15 protein-coding genes are annotated in these 17,879 nt (G+C 45.9%); 6 read left to right on the top strand and 9 right to left on the bottom strand.

Annotated elements, in window-relative coordinates:
• Positions 1-3 precede the first annotated feature (3 nt).
• Positions 4-1,176, top strand: coding sequence for a thiolase family protein (locus tag N2317_02680; GenBank protein MCX7816404.1), 1,173 nt, complete (start codon positions 4-6; stop codon positions 1,174-1,176).
• 24 nt (positions 1,177-1,200) lie between these two features.
• The gene (locus N2317_02675) at positions 1,201-2,853 is read left to right on the top strand and encodes a long-chain fatty acid--CoA ligase (protein MCX7816403.1); all 1,653 of its coding nucleotides are present in this window, start codon (positions 1,201-1,203) and stop codon (positions 2,851-2,853) included.
• A gap of 55 nt (positions 2,854-2,908) precedes the next feature.
• Here the strand turns inward: N2317_02675 and N2317_02670 are convergent, their stop codons facing one another.
• Together N2317_02670 and N2317_02665 are read right to left on the bottom strand one after the other, a co-directional pair.
• On the bottom strand, positions 2,909-4,486 hold the full coding sequence (locus N2317_02670) for a methyl-accepting chemotaxis protein (GenBank protein ID MCX7816402.1): 1,578 nt from the start codon (positions 4,484-4,486) through the stop codon (positions 2,909-2,911).
• Positions 4,487-4,553: 67 nt separating this feature from the next.
• A complete protein-coding gene (locus N2317_02665; GenBank protein MCX7816401.1) occupies positions 4,554-5,006 on the bottom strand; it encodes a cache domain-containing protein in 453 nt (150 codons plus the stop codon).
• 238 nt (positions 5,007-5,244) lie between these two features.
• Here N2317_02665 and N2317_02660 point away from each other — a divergent pair, with 238 nt between their 5' ends.
• Complete coding sequence (locus N2317_02660) at positions 5,245-6,477, top strand: OFA family MFS transporter (GenBank protein MCX7816400.1); 1,233 nt, start codon at positions 5,245-5,247, stop codon at positions 6,475-6,477.
• Between the two features lie 39 nt (positions 6,478-6,516).
• Here N2317_02660 and N2317_02655 read toward each other — a convergent pair whose 3' ends face one another.
• Genes N2317_02655 through N2317_02635 form a run of 5 tightly spaced genes read right to left on the bottom strand, consistent with a single transcriptional unit; the run spans position 6,517 to position 9,978 of the window.
• The gene (locus N2317_02655; protein ID MCX7816399.1) at positions 6,517-7,221 is read right to left on the bottom strand and encodes a DUF429 domain-containing protein; all 705 of its coding nucleotides are present in this window, start codon (positions 7,219-7,221) and stop codon (positions 6,517-6,519) included.
• Positions 7,222-7,233: 12 nt separating this feature from the next.
• Positions 7,234-8,097, bottom strand: coding sequence for a metal ABC transporter permease (locus tag N2317_02650; GenBank protein MCX7816398.1), 864 nt, complete (start codon positions 8,095-8,097; stop codon positions 7,234-7,236).
• A complete protein-coding gene (locus N2317_02645; protein MCX7816397.1) occupies positions 8,094-8,840 on the bottom strand; it encodes an ABC transporter ATP-binding protein in 747 nt (248 codons plus the stop codon). The genes N2317_02650 and N2317_02645 overlap by 4 nt, the downstream gene beginning before the upstream one ends.
• Positions 8,841-8,843: 3 nt before the next feature.
• Positions 8,844-9,743, bottom strand: coding sequence for a zinc ABC transporter substrate-binding protein (locus N2317_02640; protein MCX7816396.1), 900 nt, complete (start codon positions 9,741-9,743; stop codon positions 8,844-8,846).
• Positions 9,703-9,978, bottom strand: coding sequence for a ribbon-helix-helix domain-containing protein (locus N2317_02635; GenBank protein MCX7816395.1), 276 nt, complete (start codon positions 9,976-9,978; stop codon positions 9,703-9,705). The genes N2317_02640 and N2317_02635 overlap by 41 nt, the downstream gene beginning before the upstream one ends.
• 265 nt (positions 9,979-10,243) lie before the next feature.
• On the opposite strand from N2317_02635, the gene N2317_02630 reads away from it, so the two are divergent.
• From N2317_02630 to N2317_02620, 3 genes are read left to right on the top strand one after another with little or no spacing between them, the layout of a single operon-like run.
• Positions 10,244-11,269, top strand: coding sequence for a (Fe-S)-binding protein (locus N2317_02630; GenBank protein MCX7816394.1), 1,026 nt, complete (start codon positions 10,244-10,246; stop codon positions 11,267-11,269).
• 16 nt (positions 11,270-11,285) lie between these two features.
• Positions 11,286-12,236 carry an MBL fold metallo-hydrolase gene (locus N2317_02625; protein ID MCX7816393.1) on the top strand — a complete coding sequence of 317 codons (951 nt, stop codon included), beginning with the start codon at positions 11,286-11,288 and terminating at the stop codon, positions 12,234-12,236.
• A gap of 24 nt (positions 12,237-12,260) precedes the next feature.
• Complete coding sequence (locus N2317_02620; protein MCX7816392.1) at positions 12,261-13,235, top strand: nitronate monooxygenase; 975 nt, start codon at positions 12,261-12,263, stop codon at positions 13,233-13,235.
• Here the strand turns inward: N2317_02620 and N2317_02615 are convergent.
• On the bottom strand, positions 13,232-14,626 hold the full coding sequence (locus tag N2317_02615) for an efflux transporter outer membrane subunit (protein MCX7816391.1): 1,395 nt from the start codon (positions 14,624-14,626) through the stop codon (positions 13,232-13,234). The genes N2317_02620 and N2317_02615 overlap by 4 nt on opposite strands.
• Entirely contained in the window at positions 14,623-17,871 is a 3,249-nt protein-coding gene (locus tag N2317_02610) for an efflux RND transporter permease subunit (protein ID MCX7816390.1), read from the bottom strand. Before N2317_02610 ends, N2317_02615 begins: the two co-directional genes overlap by 4 nt.
• Between the last annotated feature and the right edge of the window lie 8 nt (positions 17,872-17,879).

Raw genomic sequence — 17,879 nt, 5'->3', positions numbered from 1 at the left:
CAAATGAGAGACGTTTACATAGTATCTGCAGTCCGTACACCAGTGGGAAGACAGAACGGATTCCTCAGAGACTGGACTGCCCCTGAACTATTAGGAGCAGTCCTCAGAGAAGCAGTGAGGCGCATCAATCTAGACCCAGCCCTTGTGGATGACGTCATAACAGGAACTGTTTACCAGGTGGGAGAACAGGGTTTCACTCTTGCCCGTATGGGTGTTCTAGCAGCGGGTTTTCCTGTATCCGTTCCCGGCGTTTCTGTGAATAGACAATGCGGTAGCAGTCTCACAGCAATTCAAATGGCCTATGCCCTGATAGCCTCAGGAACGATGGACATAGTGATAGCCAGCGGTTGCGAACTCATGTCCAAATACGGAATGTTCTCCGACTTAAATGGTACACTCTACAACGGAAAACCCATGGGGAACCCATTTGGCCCCTTCTACACAGAACAATTCGGGATACCAGATCAAATAGAAGCTGCCCAAATGGTCGCCGACGCCTGGAACATCACCAAGGAAGAGTGTCAGGATTTTGCGATAGCCAGTCACCGCAAAGCCCATGAGGCAACAATAAAGGGATACTTCAAAAATGAGATTCTTCCTATGAAAGGTCTTGACAAAGAGGGAAACGAAATAATCCGGGACACAGACGAAACAATACGCCCAGAAACCAACCATGAGATATTAAACAGCCTAAAGATCTTACCGAAAACAAAATGGATAACAGCAGGTCTTTCCAGCACCATAACGGATGGATCATCCGCAGTGGTTCTTATGGAAGAGAACAAAATGAAGGAACTGAATATAGAACCCCTTGCCCGCATAGTGGCCAATGCCGTTGCAGGGTCAGACCCACGACTCATGCTTACAGGCCCCATTTTCGCAACACCAAAAGTGCTCTCTAAAGCGGGTTTAAAACTTGAAGATATGGACATCTACGAAATAAACGAGGCCTTTGCACCCATTCCTCTTGCCTGGGCAAAAGAACTCCATGCAGATTTGAACCGCCTCAATGTTAACGGAGGTGCAATGGCCCTCGGTCACCCCGTGGGGAATTCTGGCTGCCGTTTGATGGTAACCGCCGTGCACGAACTCAGACGCCGCAAAGGTAAATACGCCCTCATCTCTCTCTGCACAGGAGGTGGTATGGCCCCTGCAACAATAATAGAGAGAACATAAAATCACTTAAAAAAGGAGGGAAACATGTCTGAATTCGTAAGACCTTGGCACAAGCATTACCACCCAAAGGTTCCGAGGGAAATCGTTTTTGAACGTTTGACAATGCCGGAAATTCTGAGAAGAACCGCCGAGAGATACCCCAATAACCCAGCCCTGATATTTTTTGGCACGGAAATCAGATACAGCGAACTGGAGGCCCTTGTTAACAGATTCTCCCGTGCACTCATAAATCTCGGTGTAAAAAAGGGAGATAAAGTGGCCATGGTCCTCCCCAATATTCCCCAATTTACCATAGCCAACTACAGCATGTTCCGTATTGGCGCGGTAACGGTCATGAACAATCCCCTATACACACTCGATGAGTTAACCTATCAGTTCAATGACTCGGAATCAACAACCGCCATTATGTTAGACAATGCGGCAACCCTGGGAGAAAAGCTCATGGAACGAACAAAGGTAGAAAAGATCATCTTCTGTTCCATTGCGGATTTCTTACCTCCTCCTTTGAAACCCAATTTCCCCGTGGCTGAGATTCCTTCAGTAAAAAACGTTTTTAGGTTTTCACAACTCGTAGAGGCCGAAAAAGATACCCCGGTTGACAACAACCCGACCTGGGACGATCTTGGGGCATTGCTATACACGGGGGGTACTACTGGTATAAGTAAAGGTGTGATGCTAAGTCACGGAAATATCTCTTCCAATGTGCAGCAGTTCCGGAGCTGGTTTCCCGAGTGCCCGGATGGTGGCGAGAGGATGCTGGCTATATATCCTTTCTTCCACGCCGCCGGTTGGACGGGAATACAGAACACATGTATATACGCTGGTTGGACAAACATCCTAGTTACAAGACCCGAACCAGCAATAATTCTTGACTTAATTGAGAGGTTCAAACCCACTCTCCTTCCCGGTGTATCCACAATCTTCGTAGCACTCCTCAATAACGAGCGTTTTTTGAATATGGACCTTTCCTTTGTGAAAGCGTACCTAACCGGCGCTGCTCCTATGGCTGTGGAAACGATTGCTGCCCTCAAAAAAGTGAGAGATGTTCCCCTGATTAACGTTTACGGACTCACAGAGATAACTCCTATGGGAACAGCAACCCCATGGGGTGGGTTGGAGAAACCGGAAACTGTTGGTGTACCCTTGCCAAATACCGATTTAAAAATTGTGGACTTAGAAACAGGCGAAAAAGAACTTCCCATCGGAGAAACAGGTGAGATCTGCTTTAAAGGACCTCAAGTGATGCAGGGCTACTATAAAAAAGAAGATGAAACACAGCTCGTCCTTAAAGATGGATGGCTTAAGACTGGTGATGTTGGTTTTCTTGACACAGATGGTTATCTGACCATAGTAGATCGCAAAAAAGACGTCATAATATCCGGAGGTTACAACATATATCCCAGGGAGATAGATGAGCTAATCATGTCCCATCCCAAAGTACTTGAGGTCTGCACTATCGGTATACCCGATGCATATAAAGGAGAAGTAGTTAAAGTTTTTGTGGTACCTAGACCCGGTGAAACTTTGAGTGAAGAAGAAATATTAGCGTTTTGCCGGGAGAAACTAGCCCCTTACAAAGTTCCTCTGTTTGTGGAGTTTATGGATTCTCTTCCCAAAAGCTCCGTGGGCAAAGTTCTACGCCGGGAGCTCAGAGAAAGGGAACTTAAACGGAGATAAAACAAGGATAGGCACAGGGTCCATATGCACCTGTGCCTTCCTGTTATCTTTTATCTCAAGTAGTAAGAGGTATAAGCTTTTCAGCACTCTCTTTCTTCACAGCGGCTTCCTTAAAAGCAATGAAAGCTGGCCTCTCTTTTAATTGTCTCTTATTGTCCTCAGTACTGAACATCGACATGATGTGTGCCAGCTCTTGTGCATTAGTCGCGTTTTGTTGCGTTACTTGGTTTAAATCTGCCAGTGCACGATTTATCTGATTAATTCCTTCCGACTGTTCCTTTGATGCTGTGGCTATTTCACTTATCAGCTCCATTACTTTATTCGATGTATCAGTCACATGGGTGAAAGCATTGCTTGTTAACTGAACGAGCTTTTCGCCCTCCTTAACCTTCCGAACAATATCCTCGATTAGACCTGACGTGTTTTTCGCCGACTCAGTTGCCCTCATAGCGAGATTACGCACCTCATCAGCTACCACTGCAAAACCCGCACCCGCCTCCCCTGCACGAGCGGCCTCCACCGCCGCGTTAAGAGCCAGGAGGTTCGTCTGGAAAGCAATCTCGTCAATGCTTTTTACAATACTCTGCGTTTTCTCACTCGACGAGGCTATCACCTTCATAGATTGCTCGAGGTCATTCATGGAACCATTTGCCTTCTGGATGGCATCCTTCGCAGCATTCATCAAACTGTTTGCTTCTGCGGTATGATCTGCAGTTTGCTTTATCATCGAAGCCATTTGATCCATCGCAGCAGAAGTTTCCTCAAGGGATGATGCCTGATGAGAGGCAGACTCTGAAAGATCCTTTGATATAGAAAGGGACCGACCAACAGCATCACCCATCTTCAATCTCATGGTATTTACTGCTCGAGCCAGCTCTCCCAATTCATCACGTGAATTCAAATCTATTTCCCTTGTCAAATCGCCTTCGGCCACTTTCTGCACAACCTCTATGGTTCTGTATATAGGCGCCACTACGGCACGGCTGACAAAGATACTAAGAGATATGGACATAACCAACGCTAATGCAAAAACCACAATGAAAATCTGCATTGTTGTGTTGGAATTCTTCACAGAAAACTCGAACTTCTCTCTGCTCAGCTTCTCCTCAAGAGACATGAGTTGTTCGAGATGCTTGTTTAGTTTCAAATACGCCTCGTCGGCAACCCCCATGAACATTGTAGATGCGTGAACATCTGCCGATGCTACATCCAACACACCAACAGCCGGTTTCTGATACTCCAGAAGTGTCCCAATAGCTTCCTGCAGAAGTTTTTTCTCCTCGGCATTTACATTCTGCGATCTCAGAATGCTTTGCAATTCCTTTATGTTCCTTTCAATTGCCACAATCTGTTCCTTTGCAAGGGCATCTATCTTTCCCTTTTCATAATTGGAGTTGGCCCAGCTTAAAACCCTGTAGACGTTAGAGTGAACATTCGCTATATCGTTGGCAATGCGAGATATGTTCTGGTAAGCTTTAAACCGACTGTTGTATATATCATCCACAGCTATCTTCTGGTTGTTTAAACCAAGATACACCCAGATCGACAAACCAATCATAAACAACGTGACCAGAAGAGGGGCCAACAACAATTTTTGCCACATTTTCAGATTTCCAAACAGTCGTCCTATCATCTCACGTCCCTCCCAGGGTTAAACAGGCTGCGATGCCTTCCAGCATCACAGCCTGAACCCAAAAACATCACTTGTAGTAACCACACACGAGAATAACGTCTCCCACCTTCTCAAAATAGGCCACTTTATCCTCTACCTTTTTGCTCACAGGGTTGGTCCACTTGTACTCAACCCAACCTTTCCCTTTAGATTTGGCAACATCGATAATTTCCTTCAGAAACTGCTTGCCCGCAGAGTCCTTCAGATTATATAGGTCCTTCCCGATAAGCGCCTTGTTCGCCCCGTGAGCTAAAACCGTTCCACTCATGTTCAATGCGTAGATGTAAAGATCACGATCCACAAACTTCCCCTTAGGATCGTTAAACTCGGCAAAGGCTTTTTCCTGGCCCACAGACTTGTACAGTGCCACCGCTTTCTTAACCAGTTCCTCAGCTTCTTTTGCCGTACCTTTAGAAGAAGCCCACGCCAAACCTACTAGAAAAAAACCAACCAACAAAACCGCTAAAAACCTCCTTTTCATACCCAAACCTCCTTAATTTTCTTCGTCAAAATATTGACGGCGTTATTTCAAAAATCCCATCACAGTAACTTCTCATAATGTGTCAAAAAGCATTCTTTAAGTATTCTATGCACGAAAGGTTCATTTTTAAATTATGTATGATGCACTTTTCATGCCACAATAAAATTGCTTAAATCCTTGACAAATCGACCGTGTTCGGTTATGTCCTGCCAAACCAATTGTCAGGAGGGGGAATAGTATGAATGATTCAAAATTATTGGGAATGCCAGCAGAATCAGGCCGTTGGTTGTTGGTTCTACTGGGATTTGCGATCAACCTATGTCTCGGCAGCATCTATGCGTACAGCGTGTTCCGTAAGCCTGTCCAGCAGTTGCTTAATGCTACAGCGACGGAAGCGGGATTGCCATTCATGGTATTTCTAGCCATGTTTGCTGTAATGATGTTCTTCGGTGGTCAGTTAATGGCCAAACTCGGTCCCCGTAATCTGGGCATTTTAGGAGGCGTAATTGTAGGGGTGGGATGGATGTTAGCCAGCCAATCCACAAGTATTGCGATGCTAACCATTGCCTATGGTGTTATTGGAGGTGGAGGTGTTGGTCTTGCCTATGGTGCACCTTTAGCAGTTGTGGGGCGCTGGTTCCCCGACAAAAGAGGATTGGCTCTCGGGTTAACACTGGCAGGTTTTGGTGGGTCTCCTTTCATCTCCGCCAATGTTGCCGCTTATCTGATAAAAACTATTGGACCCATGCAAACTTTCTTTGTTATGGGTGCTGCATTCCTCGTCATTCTAGTGATCTGCTTCCTACCTTTCCGCTACCCAGTGGAAGGATGGGCACCGGCAGGTTGGAAACCTGTCACGTCTGGCCAAAGCACAGCTGGTCAGGAATTTACAATGGGTGAAATGGTAAAGACAGGGGCCTTTTATGGACTTTTCATTTGCTACACCATTGGTTGTCTGGCTGGTCTCATGGCAATTGGTATTTCCAGCCCAGTTGGTCAGGAAATCATTAAGATCAATGCAGCAACAGCAGCAACCCTAGTTGGTGTATTCGCTATTTTCAATGGTGTGGGACGTCCACTATTCGGGTACTTAACCGATAAGCTCTCACCAAGAACTACCGCCATAATATCCTTTGTGATTATTCTCGTTTGCTCACTGGCAATGTTAACCGCCGGAGAAGGCACATTATGGACATACGTTCTGAGTTTTATGGGTTTCTGGCTCGTCCTTGGCGGCTGGCTTGCAATAGCACCCACAACAACAACCACCTACTTTGGTGTTAAAAACTACGCACGCAACTATGGACTTGTCTTCTTTGCATACGGACTGGGAGCTATCTTGGGAGGTATAATCTCAGGCCAAGCAAAGGATGTACTTGGTTCCTATCTGTATGCTTTCTACGCTACAGCCGTTCTTGCGCTGTTCGGTATGCTCACAGCCTTCGCGCTACTTAAAAAACCAGAAAAATAAGAAAAATGAAAAAGGGTGCCATTTTTTTGGCACCCTTTTTCATACCACTATCTCCATTCGGAGCCCCATTGGATCCACTGGTGGATATTCTGGCAAAATTATTGCTTTACCGTTTACGATTCTCCTCGCACTCCAAAGGGCAGCAAAAGCGTCAAGCAAATCATCGCACTTAAACCCTTTTGCACCTAATTGTTCTTTCACATGATCAAAGCGAACACCGTAAAACGTTCTTATAAGGTGTTCCCTCTCCTGTTGTCCCTGAGCTACCCGTTTGCTGAACTTCATCGCCCTGCCACCATTCCATGCCCAGAAGCTAACCTCAGGATGAATTTCTCGTATCCATGTCTGTTCCACGTCATAACCCCGGACAAAGCCATCCATCTCGCGTATTTTTGGAATTATGTTCCACGTTTGTTTGCTCAACATTTTACCAGTGCGTTTTCTATTTATTTCACAAGCCTCCCCATATGATCCGGCCAGAAGCACTGCCCTCACAGGGGTTAGAAAGACAGAACTCGCCCGTGGGTATCCCAAACGCTTACGAGCTTCTATATCGCAAACGCGATAACCCACATCTGGAATCCCGATGGGCACGTCTACAGTAACGACTTCCGGAGAAGGCTGCCAGCCTAAAATCTCCTCAATATTAGAAATGATGCGTGCATCAATTTCCCCAGAAGCCATATCTTCGGTAAGACAGAACCATCCAGAACGACAACCATCAATACCTGCAATTAAACCCATCTGTACCCTCAATCAACCACGCATTCTTAACCTAGTTACGATTCTATCTGCCACAATCACAGCCAAATAGGAAAAACCTGCAATCACTATGGTTGTGGCACCTGTCGGTATATCCCATCTGTAACTAAAAAACAGACCAGAAAGTATGAAAATAGCTGTCAGAAGTGTCGCAAAAGTCATCATCTGCCAGAGTTTTTTGCAGAATTCACCTGCAATCGCTGCAGGAATGGATAACAAAGCCACCACCATGACCACCCCAACAACAAAAGAAAGCAAAACTACAGTAAGAGCTGTTGCGCAGAGAAGTACGACATAGTAGAGTTGAACGGGAATCCCACGGGTAAGGGCGAACTCTTCATCAAAACATATTGCAAGGATAGGATTGTAAAAAATAACAACCCCAATCAGAATAATCCCATCGAGGAGAACTATCATCCAGAGATCATCCGAGGTGATCATAAGGATGTTACCAAAGAGGTAACTCATAAGGTCTTCAGCGTAACCAGGTGTACTGTACATGAAAAGAATCCCCATTGACATCCCTAACGCCCAGAGCGCGGCAATTATGGTATCTTCCCTCTGTTTCGACTTCGATCTGACTAAACCGATTATTACCGCCGCAGAAATTGCAGTAACTACAGCACCTAGGACCGGTGTAAACCACGTCCAGCCCCAAACCTCCTGACAGAAACGGGCAGCTCCAATTCCTCCAAGTATGGTATGGGCTATACTTCCAGCTACATACGTTATCCGCCTTGTGACCACATAACTTCCCACAATACCGCAGGAAACACTTACAAGCAGTGCAGCCCAGACAGCGGCACTGAGAATTGTATATTTCGCAGCAACGGAAGCAACGTCACACAACAGGATCATCCTTCTCTTCCATGACGGACAATATGAACATCAGCTCCGTACAGCGAGCATATCACATCTCCTGTTACAGCATCTGTGGGGTGCAGAACAACTCTCCTATTTACGCAGATCACTTTTTTAACAAACTGGGACACAAAGCCTAGATCGTGACTGACAACGACCACAGTAATTTCACGACTCATTTCATCTAGAAGTTTGAAGATTTCCCCTTCTGCCACCACATCAACATTAGTCGTAGGTTCATCCAGGAGTAGCAAACGTGGTTCTGTGGCTAAAGCTCTTGCTATAAGGACACGTTGTCGTTCTCCTCCAGAGAGGGACATAAACAACCTTTCTTCGTACCCCACCATCCCCACCTTGTCCAGAGTCTCAAGGGCAATTTCTTTATCCTTCTTTCTATACGGCCATATACCCCACGTATCCTTTCCAAGGCGTCCCATAAGGACCACATCCATAACCGTCATCGGGAACTTTGGATCAAAAAGCATATGCTGAGGCATGTAACCAACACATTGTCTTACTTTCTCGGGAGGGCATCCAAAAACCTTAACTTCACCACGGGTCGGTTTCAATATCCCGAGAATCAATTTTAGCATAGTCGTTTTGCCCCCTCCATTAGGTCCTACAACGGAGACAAACGTCCTTTCTTCCAGGGAAAATTTTACATCCTCTAAGACGGGAGCTCCGTTGTATGTGAAGGTAACATTCTCAAAACTGATAGCATCGGCCTTTTCTCCATTCATGATTCATGTCCCCAGACCCTTAGCAATTGTCCTTGCCATTATTTCAAGGTTTGCAATATAATTTTTAGACAGTGGGTTTATGGAAAAAACTTCCCCCCCGATAGCTCTGGCAATAGCCTGGGCGTTTTTCACTGAAAATTGAGGCTGTATAAAAATCACCTTTACACCTTCCCTTTTTGCCTGGTGCACAATAATGCTTAACGTTCGCGGTCCAGGTTCTTTACCCTCTGCTTGTATCGGCACCTGGAACAAACCATAGGTGTCAGTAAAATAACCAAACGCCGGATGAAAAACATAAATTTTTTTACCCTTGAAAGGAGCAAGTATATGCGTAACCATAGAATTCACTTCTTCAAGATCCGCAAGAAAAGCCTTTAAGTTCCTTCTGAAGTAGTCTGTGTGCTCACCGTACATGCTAACAAGTGTATCACAGATAATCCCGGCCTGGATTGCCATGTTTTTTGGGGACAACCAAGTATGGGGATCAATTACACAAGCCAATTCCTTTTTCTCAACATCAATACCCCGGTCTAAACACCTGAAATTCACACCTCTTTGCAGGTCCACATATCTCAGCGTCCCGTGCAACTTTTTAATCTTCCCTAAAAGGATTCTCTCTTCAGGGAGATTCAGGGTAAAGAAGACATCGGCCTGAGATAACTTAGCGACCCTCGTAGGCGTTGGTTCCCAACTATGGGGTGATTTTCCCTCATCGATAAGCACATCGGCATGAACGAATTTGCCCCCAATCCGCTCTGCAACGTATGCATGTGGCGGTATTGAGGTAACCACCCTCACCACTTTTCGTTCTGCAGCAGAGGTGATTTCCATCCAGAAAAAAATAATGAAGAGAAGGATACTTTCAACTGTGAGGATCAGAAAGTATGCCCTTTTCGCATTCAATGTAGATCTCATCACATTCCGTGCAACGCTTCACTTTATGATTCCGACTAAAATCATCCCAGTGGGCCTTCTGGCTAGGCGAAAGAGTGCCCGTACCAGCACAGAGAGGACATGTACTATCCAGCGCCATCTTTACAGCAGCTCTGATAAACTCCGACCTGTTAGGTATACTCTTAATAACCTCAGCAAGATCATGCGGGACCTTAAATGTGATAATTCGCTCTTTCTTCTTCATATTACCCCCAGTACACCATAGCTATTACTTTGTAATACCAAAGTCAAGGTCAAATTGTCTCCTCAGGATCAATCAGCTGCACCGAGAGTTAATCTCCGGTATCAGAATTGTAAAGCTGAGAAAAACACACTCCTTTCACATCCTCGAAATACAATGTGTGATCGATCACATAAATATGAGGTGCATATTCTCATATATCCTTGACTTAAGGAGATAGTCTATGTCAAATTAACTTGCCCACTTTAAAACATGGAGGAAATAAATCATGTTTCGTGAAGATCGCTGTGATTTTTGCGGTGAATGTCTTGCAAGGTGTAACTACCTGGATTTTGACAGAGAAAGCGGGTCAGAGGCGTTTAAAAAACTTGCCAGAGGTGAAAAGGAAAACTGGATCTATGATTGTGTAACATGTTTTGCTTGTAACGAATACTGTCCCAAAGATGCCCGCCCCTTCGATCTCATCCTTAAACGCATGGAAGAGGCAGGCGATTTCACCGACCCTGCTTTAAGAAAACAAATGGCAGACAGATTCAAAGCTGAAGGCGAACCCCGTCCTGTAGAGCCGAAGGAACGTTACATGTCTCTCTGCGTAATGGAAGGCAGCATGCCATGGGCTATTCAGGGAGACCTCTTCCAGGAGTTACCTTTGCTTAAGGGACGGCATTACTTCTGCAACGTTCTATTTGTCCATATGGGGGACGAGTCCATCATGAGAGAACGCCTCCAGGGTCTTGTGGATAACCTAGCAAAAACAGGAGCAAAGGAAATCGTCTTTGTGCATGAAGACTGTTATGCCCTGCTTGCAGGAATAGCCCCAGAGTACGGTATTAAAGTGCCTTTCCGTCCAGTATCTATAATTGAGTACCTCGCCGAATATCTGAGAAAGCATTCCGACAAGATCAGGAAATTAGACATGAAAATAGCCTACCAGCGACCTTGCGCTTCCCGTTATGCCCCTGAAAAGGACCGTTTTCTTGACGAGATATTTTCCCTCATAGGTGTGGAAAGGGTTAAAAGAACTTACGATGCCGTAAATGCCTTGTGCTGTGGTGTTGAGATTGCGGGTCCCAATTTGAAACTGTTTCCCAGAGGTAAAAACTTCGAACCTTTCAGAGACAAGAATATAGAAGACGCTAAAAAAAATGGGGCGGAGGCCATGGTCTACTTATGTCCTATGTGCTTCAGGACACTCAGCAAAAAAGCTCGTGAGGCCGGTATGAAAAACTACATGATAAGCGACATATGCCGTCTCGCCATTGGTGAACAACTGCCGGAAGACAAGCCAGAATAAATCTATGGAGTGGAAAATGGATAAAAAATTAAAACCCGTAAACAGTATTGAAATTACGACGCTTCAAGACAATTACATTGAAATAACAGCTATGGATAACACCGCTATAGTGACAAGAGCAGCACCCTTTTCGGAAGACAATTTAAGGATGTCCGTTATCGCCGAGCACGGCTTCTCAGTATACGTAAAAACGGTATACGGAGACCAATCAAGGTCATTACTACTTGACTTTGGCTTTTCGGAAATTGGTGCTGCGTACAACGCTAGAGTTCTGGGCATCGAGATGGACAAGGTAGAGGCTGTAGTCCTATCCCACGGTCATAATGACCACACAGGAGGGTTTTCAACTCTAACAGCATTGATAAATAAGAAAAACATACCTTTCGTTGTTCACCCCGCCGTGTTTCGCACACCTCGATATTTGAAAATGCCAGGTCGTAAAGTTTATTTCTCTCCTCTGGATAGAACAGAGATTGAGAAAGCAGGGTTGAAACTGATTGAATCAAAATCACCCTTTTTTCTTCTGGACGATACAGTACTCTTTCTAGGCGAAATTCCTAGACGGACAGACTTCGAAAGGGGATTTCCGATAGCATACTACGAGGACGAGGGATCGGAAAAATGGGACCCCATAGAAGATGATACTTCCATCGTGATGCATCTTGAGGGTAAAGGACTCGTTGTAGTTTCTGGATGTGCCCATGCTGGTATTGTCAACACCTTGCTATATGCTGTAGAATTAACGGGTGTGAACAAAATTCACGCAGTAATGGGAGGCTTCCACCTCTCAGGTTCACTCTTTGAAGGGATCATCGGAAAAACGGTCGAGAAACTCAAAGAACTACAACCTGACTATGTAATCCCCTGTCACTGTACAGGACGGCGGGCCATTTTGGAAATTGAAAAATCAATGCATGACAGTTTCATTCTCAACATGGCAGGAACACGACTCACATTTAGATCCTGAAAATCCAAAAGAAAGGAGAAACTTATGCTCAAAACGAAGATGACTGAGATACTGAACATCGAACATCCCATCATGCAAGGAGGTATGCTCTGGGTATCACGTGCCGAGCTGGTAAGTGCAGTTTCCAATGCGGGAGCTCTCGGAACTCTAACCGCTTTAACTTTTGCCAGCGGGAAGGAACTGGCAAAAGAAATTGAAAAAACGCGAAACATGACAGACAGACCTTTTGCAGTGAACGTTACTCTGCTTCCCACATTCCGCGATGTAAACTACGATGAGATTTTAGACGTGATCATAAGTGAGGGCATAAAAATTGTGGAAACAGCGGGAAATAATCCCGAGCGGGTAATAGAGCGCCTCAAAGCAAATGGAATTACCGTCATTCACAAGTGCACAAGTGTTAGGCACGCCCTTAAGGCTCAATCACTCGGCTGTGACTTCGTCAGTATAGACAGCTTCGAATGCGCCGGCCACCCAGGTGAAGATGACGTAGGAGGACTGGTACTGATACCCGCGGCCGCCAATGCGTTGAACATTCCCATTATCGCCTCCGGTGGCTTCGCCGACGGGCGCGGCCTAGTAGCGGCTCTTGCCCTTGGCGCCTCCGGTATCAATATGGGCACCCGTTTTCTCCTTACGGAAGAATCACCCGTTCATCGAAATGTGAAGGAATGGTTAATCAAATTCTCCGAAAGAGACACAATGATACTCCTCCGTGCGTTCCGAAATTCCCTCAGAGTGGCGAAAACACCATACAGTCTGAAGGTGATGGAAATGGAAAAAAGTGGTGCAACCATTGATGAACTGCACCATCTCATCGCTGGCAGTAAAGGTCAAAAAATGTTCGAAGTGGGAACCATCGATGAAGGCATCGTTTCAATAGGTCAGTGCATAGGTCTAATAAAGGATATACCCACCGTGAAAGAACTGGTGGATCGTATTATCGGAGAAGCAAAGGAGATCATCAACGAAAAATTGAAAGTCATCACTAAAAACTAACTTCCCCCACCGAGGACTTTGTAAAGCGTAACCAAGTTTGTGTAGCTCACGAGGCGGAGATTGACTAAACCCTTTTTTGCATCGTTAAGGGAACGCTGTGCATCGAGCACACTTAGATAACTGTCAAGACCCCTCATATAACGGGTAGTCGCAAGAATGTAAGTTTGATTAAGTGCCTCAACCAGAGATTGCTGTGCCTCCAGTTGTTTTGTTACGGTACCTCTTATTGCTAAAGCATCGGCAACCTCTCTAAAGGCTTCTTGAATCACCTTCTCATACTTAGTGAGCGCCATTTCCCTCTCTGCCTTAGCTGCATCATACGCAGCCCACGTGCGGGCATCAAAGATCGGCATCACAATCTGCGGCATAAAATTCCAAGTACCCTGGCCTGATTTGAAAAGATTGGAAAGCTCTGCACTCGCTGTCCCCACACTTGCGGTTAGAGCGATGCGGGGGAAAAAAGCAGCACGGGCTGCACCTATATTTGCATTCGCTGCCTTCAATCTGTGCTCAGCCTCCAAAATATCAGGCCGTTTCAAAAGAACCTCTGAAGGTATACCCGGAGTCACATCTTGGGGCGGCTTCACATGATCCAGACCATCGGGGAGAAGTTCAGGTGGAAGAGTTGAACCTACAAGTTGAAAAAGGGCATTCTCGCTCTGCGCTACCAACTGGGTAAATCGAGCTACATCACCCCTTGCCGCTTCAAGTTGCGACTGTGCTCGCTTGAGATCAATTTCGGAGATAAGTCCGACCTCATAACGTTTTTTCATAAGCTCGAACATCTCCTGTTGGGTCTTGAGTGTCGAAGTGGCAATTCTCAAATTTTCCCTGTCGGCCGCAAGTGAAAAGTACGCATTAGCAACAGATGCAATCAGCATCGCACGCACACCCCGACTCGCCTGTTCTGTCGCCAGGTACTCCTCCAGCATACGATCCTTCAAACTTCTCAACCTACCTGAAAAATCGATCTCCCACGCACTTATACCAAGATTAACACTGTACTTCTCCTGTGTAGTTACCCTTCTAGTGCTTGAAAGATCTGCAGGAACTCTTTCCTTAGCCATGGTCCCGGCAGCATTTATACTTGGCAATAATTCAGCACGCTGGATTCCATAAAGCGCCCTAACCCTTTCGACATTCAAAACGGCAAGCTTTAAATCACGATTATTCTTAAGGGCCTCAGATATAACAGCGCACAGCTTCCCATCAGCAAAAAAATCCTGCCATTTGATTTCTGTGGGAATCTTTGCACCCTCAACAGGAATACTATAAGCTTCCCCCTTCGGCCAGCTATCAGGAACAGGCGTTGCAGGGCGTTGGAATTCAGGGGCAAACGTGCACCCATAAATTATAAACACAAATACGAAAAACAGAACTATCCTTCTCATATCACCACCGTAGGGAAGTTGCCTTGTTGCTCTTGTTTTTTTCTATTTGATCTCAGCCTTTTCACATTTTCTCTCAACCAATCTGCCATAGTACTGAGCACTTTTAATTTCCCCTTATCTTTGCGTGCCGTCTTACCCAAACTTCCCTCTATCATAACGTAGAAAAGGGGATTGAAGATAACAACAAGAGCCGTCCCCGTCACCATGCCACCTAATACACAAGTACCAATGGCATTCATGGCCCCTGCACCCGCACCTGTAGCTACAGCAAGAGGTAATACCCCGAAACCAAAAGCAAGAGAAGTCATCACTATAGGGCGAAAACGTATGCGCGAACCTTCCAGAGTGGCCTGGGTGAGATCCATCCCGCTCTCAAGAGCCTGTTTGGCAAACTGAACAATTAGAATAGCGTTCTTTGTGGCAAGACCAAGTGTGGTAAGTAAACCAATCTGGAAATACACATCTTTAGGCAATCCTCTGAGCGTAGATGCCACAACACCCCCTATAACCCCAAGGGGAAGTATCAAAAGAATGGATATGGGAATGACCCAACTCTCGTAAAGAGCAGCCAGACAGAGGAATATGACAAATATAGAGAACAAATAGATAGGACCTGCCTGTTTCCTTGCCTGACGCTCCTGATATGACGCACCCTGGAAATCATAACCTACCCCTGGCCCTAGTTTGTTGGTTATATCTTCCAGGATCCTCATAACCTCTCCCGTACTCCTCCCAGGAGCTGGTTCTGCCAGTATATTTATGGATGGAAAACCATTGAAACGCTCCAACCGTGGTGAACCTATCGTCCATCGAGTAGAGGCAATGGAATCAAAAGGCACCATATTCCCTTCGCGATTCCGCACGTATATTTTCTTCAGATCCGCTGGCAACATCCTGAAAGGTGCATCAGCTTGCACATACACTTTTTTAACTCGTCCACCCTGAATAAAGTTATTAACGTAAGCACCACCAAACATCGCAGATATGGCATTGTGAATACTGGTAATAGGTATACCCATAGCGCCAGCCTTTTCCCAGTCTATATCAACACGGAACTCAGCGACATCATCCATACCGTTATGGCGGACGTTCACAAGACGGGGATCCTTTGATGCCGTAGCTAAGAGCTTATTCCTGGCCTCCATAAGAGCAATATGACCGATCCCCCCTCTATCCACTAGCTGGAAATCCACACCTCTTGCCCTTCCCAGTTCTATTACTGGTGGTGGTGGAAAGGCAAAAACTAAAGCTTCTCTGATCTTCGAAAAATAAACCATTGCCCGTGCTGCAACGGCCTTAACCCTCAAGTCTTTTCTATCCCGAAGATGCCAATCCCTCATCTTTACGAAAACCATCCCCTGATTCTGTGCTCTCCCGGCAAACCCAATACCCACAACACCCATAGTGGAAGCCACCGCCTCTTTTTCTTGTTCTAGGAAGTAATTTTGTACACTACTTACTACCATCTGGGTCCGCTCCATGGTGGCACCGGAGGGTAAAACTACCTGACACAATAAAATACCCTGATCCTCATCAGGTATGTAACTTGTAGGCATACGGACAAAAAGCACACCTAATGCCACAACTATTACGAGATAAATAATCAGGTATCGTCCTTTTCTTGTCAGGGTATGCCTTACGTATCGCACATATTTATCCCGTGTTTTGAAAAATACCCGATCAAACCAAAGAAAAAAGGGTCTCAAGAACGGTATTGCGTGCTCCGCCGGTTCATGACCCTTTTCCACGGGCCTAAGCAGAGAAGCGCAAAGAACAGGAGAAAGGATCAAAGCTACAAGAACGGAAAGCAACATTGCTGACGCAATCGTAACTGAAAACTGACGGTATAGAATACCCGCAGATCCGGGGAAAAACGCCATCGGACCAAAGACCGCTGATAACACGAGACCAATCCCCACAAGGGCTGGGGTAATCTGGTCCATAGAACGGGCCGTTGCCTCCCGCGGTGGAAGGCCTTCCTCAGTCATGATACGTTCCACGTTTTCCACTACGACGATGGCGTCATCAACCAGCAATCCAATAGCAAGAACCATAGCAAACATGGTGAGCATATTTATAGAAAAGCCGAAAACCCACAGAACCCCAAATGTGCCCAAAATGACAACAGGTACGGCAATAGTGGGGACAAGGGTAGCTCTCAGGTCACCAAGAAAAAGCCACATAACGAGGAAGACAAGTATTATAGCTTCGATCAGTGTCTTATACGCCTCGGCAATGGCAACCCTTATAAAAGGAGTAGTGTCATACGGATACACCACTTTCATTCCCGGTGGGAAGTAACGGCTCATCTCTTCCATTGTTTTCTTAATGCGATCAGCCGTAACAAGGGCATTTGCCCCAGGTTCGGGCCTGATGGCCAGACCAGCGTTGGGTTTTCCGTTGTAGTTCCCCTCTATGTCGTAATAATCGGTTCCCAGTTCTACTCTTCCCACATCTTTTATGCGAATAACTGAACCATCCGGTCTTATCTTCAGCGGAACAGCGGCAAACTCATCGGGAGTTTTCAGGAGATTTTGTATCACGATAGACGCATTGAGTCGTTGACCCTTCACAGCTGGTGCTCCCCCAAGCTGCCCTGCAGATACTTCCACGTTATAAGCTTTCAACGCTTGGATAACATCTTCCACTGTGAGTTGGTATTCCGTGAGTTTATCCGGATTCAGCCATATACGCATGGCATACTGGAAACCAAAGAGCTCTACCTCACCAACACCAGGAATCCTTGCCAGAACCTGCTCAAGTTTCGATTGCGCGTAGTCCCTAAGGTCGTAGCCACTCATGCTACCGTCCTCGGAAATAAGCCCAACAATTAAAAGGTAGTTCCTCGTGGACTTCGCCACCGTTACACCTGTTCGCTGTACCACCTCCGGCAAGCTCGCAAGGGCAAGTTGCAGCTTGTTCTGAACCTTTGACCAGGCTATATCGGGGTCTGTGCCAGGTGCAAACGTAAGTTCAATTGTAGACGATCCAGCAGAATCACTTATTGCGGACATATAAATCATCCGATCAAGACCAGTCATCTTCTGTTCTATGATCTGGGTGACACTGTTCTCCACCGTTTCTGCCGATGCACCAGGATAAAAGGCTGATACCCTAATAGTAGGTGGGGCAAGGGCAGGATACTGTGAAACAGGTAGAAAGTAAATGGCGAGCAAACCCCACGCCATAACGGCTATAGCAATAACCCAGGCAAAAACGGGACGGTCGAGAAAAAATCGGGAAATCATGATTC

It is taken from the genome of Syntrophales bacterium (assembly GCA_026417625.1).
Lineage (GTDB): Bacteria > Desulfobacterota > Syntrophia > Syntrophales > UBA8958 > JAOACW01.
The sequence above is the reverse complement of the archived record's forward strand: the minus strand, read 5'-3'. Positions and strand labels throughout refer to the sequence as shown.

What these genes read in the sequence shown, in the direction of transcription:
- N2317_02680 (MCX7816404.1), top strand. Translation starts at nt 4, where the DNA reads ATGAGAGACGTTTACATAGTATCTGCAGTCCGTACACCAGTGGGAAGA.
- N2317_02675 (MCX7816403.1), top strand. Translation starts at nt 1,201, where the DNA reads ATGTCTGAATTCGTAAGACCTTGGCACAAGCATTACCACCCAAAGGTT.
- N2317_02670 (MCX7816402.1), bottom strand. Translation starts at nt 4,486, where the DNA reads ATGATAGGACGACTGTTTGGAAATCTGAAAATGTGGCAAAAATTGTTG.
- N2317_02665 (MCX7816401.1), bottom strand. Translation starts at nt 5,006, where the DNA reads ATGAAAAGGAGGTTTTTAGCGGTTTTGTTGGTTGGTTTTTTTCTAGTA.
- N2317_02660 (MCX7816400.1), top strand. Translation starts at nt 5,245, where the DNA reads ATGAATGATTCAAAATTATTGGGAATGCCAGCAGAATCAGGCCGTTGG.
- N2317_02655 (MCX7816399.1), bottom strand. Translation starts at nt 7,221, where the DNA reads ATGGGTTTAATTGCAGGTATTGATGGTTGTCGTTCTGGATGGTTCTGT.
- N2317_02650 (MCX7816398.1), bottom strand. Translation starts at nt 8,097, where the DNA reads ATGATCCTGTTGTGTGACGTTGCTTCCGTTGCTGCGAAATATACAATT.
- N2317_02645 (MCX7816397.1), bottom strand. Translation starts at nt 8,840, where the DNA reads ATGAATGGAGAAAAGGCCGATGCTATCAGTTTTGAGAATGTTACCTTC.
- N2317_02635 (MCX7816395.1), bottom strand. Translation starts at nt 9,978, where the DNA reads ATGAAGAAGAAAGAGCGAATTATCACATTTAAGGTCCCGCATGATCTT.
- N2317_02630 (MCX7816394.1), top strand. Translation starts at nt 10,244, where the DNA reads ATGTTTCGTGAAGATCGCTGTGATTTTTGCGGTGAATGTCTTGCAAGG.
- N2317_02625 (MCX7816393.1), top strand. Translation starts at nt 11,286, where the DNA reads ATGGATAAAAAATTAAAACCCGTAAACAGTATTGAAATTACGACGCTT.
- N2317_02620 (MCX7816392.1), top strand. Translation starts at nt 12,261, where the DNA reads ATGCTCAAAACGAAGATGACTGAGATACTGAACATCGAACATCCCATC.
- N2317_02615 (MCX7816391.1), bottom strand. Translation starts at nt 14,626, where the DNA reads ATGAGAAGGATAGTTCTGTTTTTCGTATTTGTGTTTATAATTTATGGG.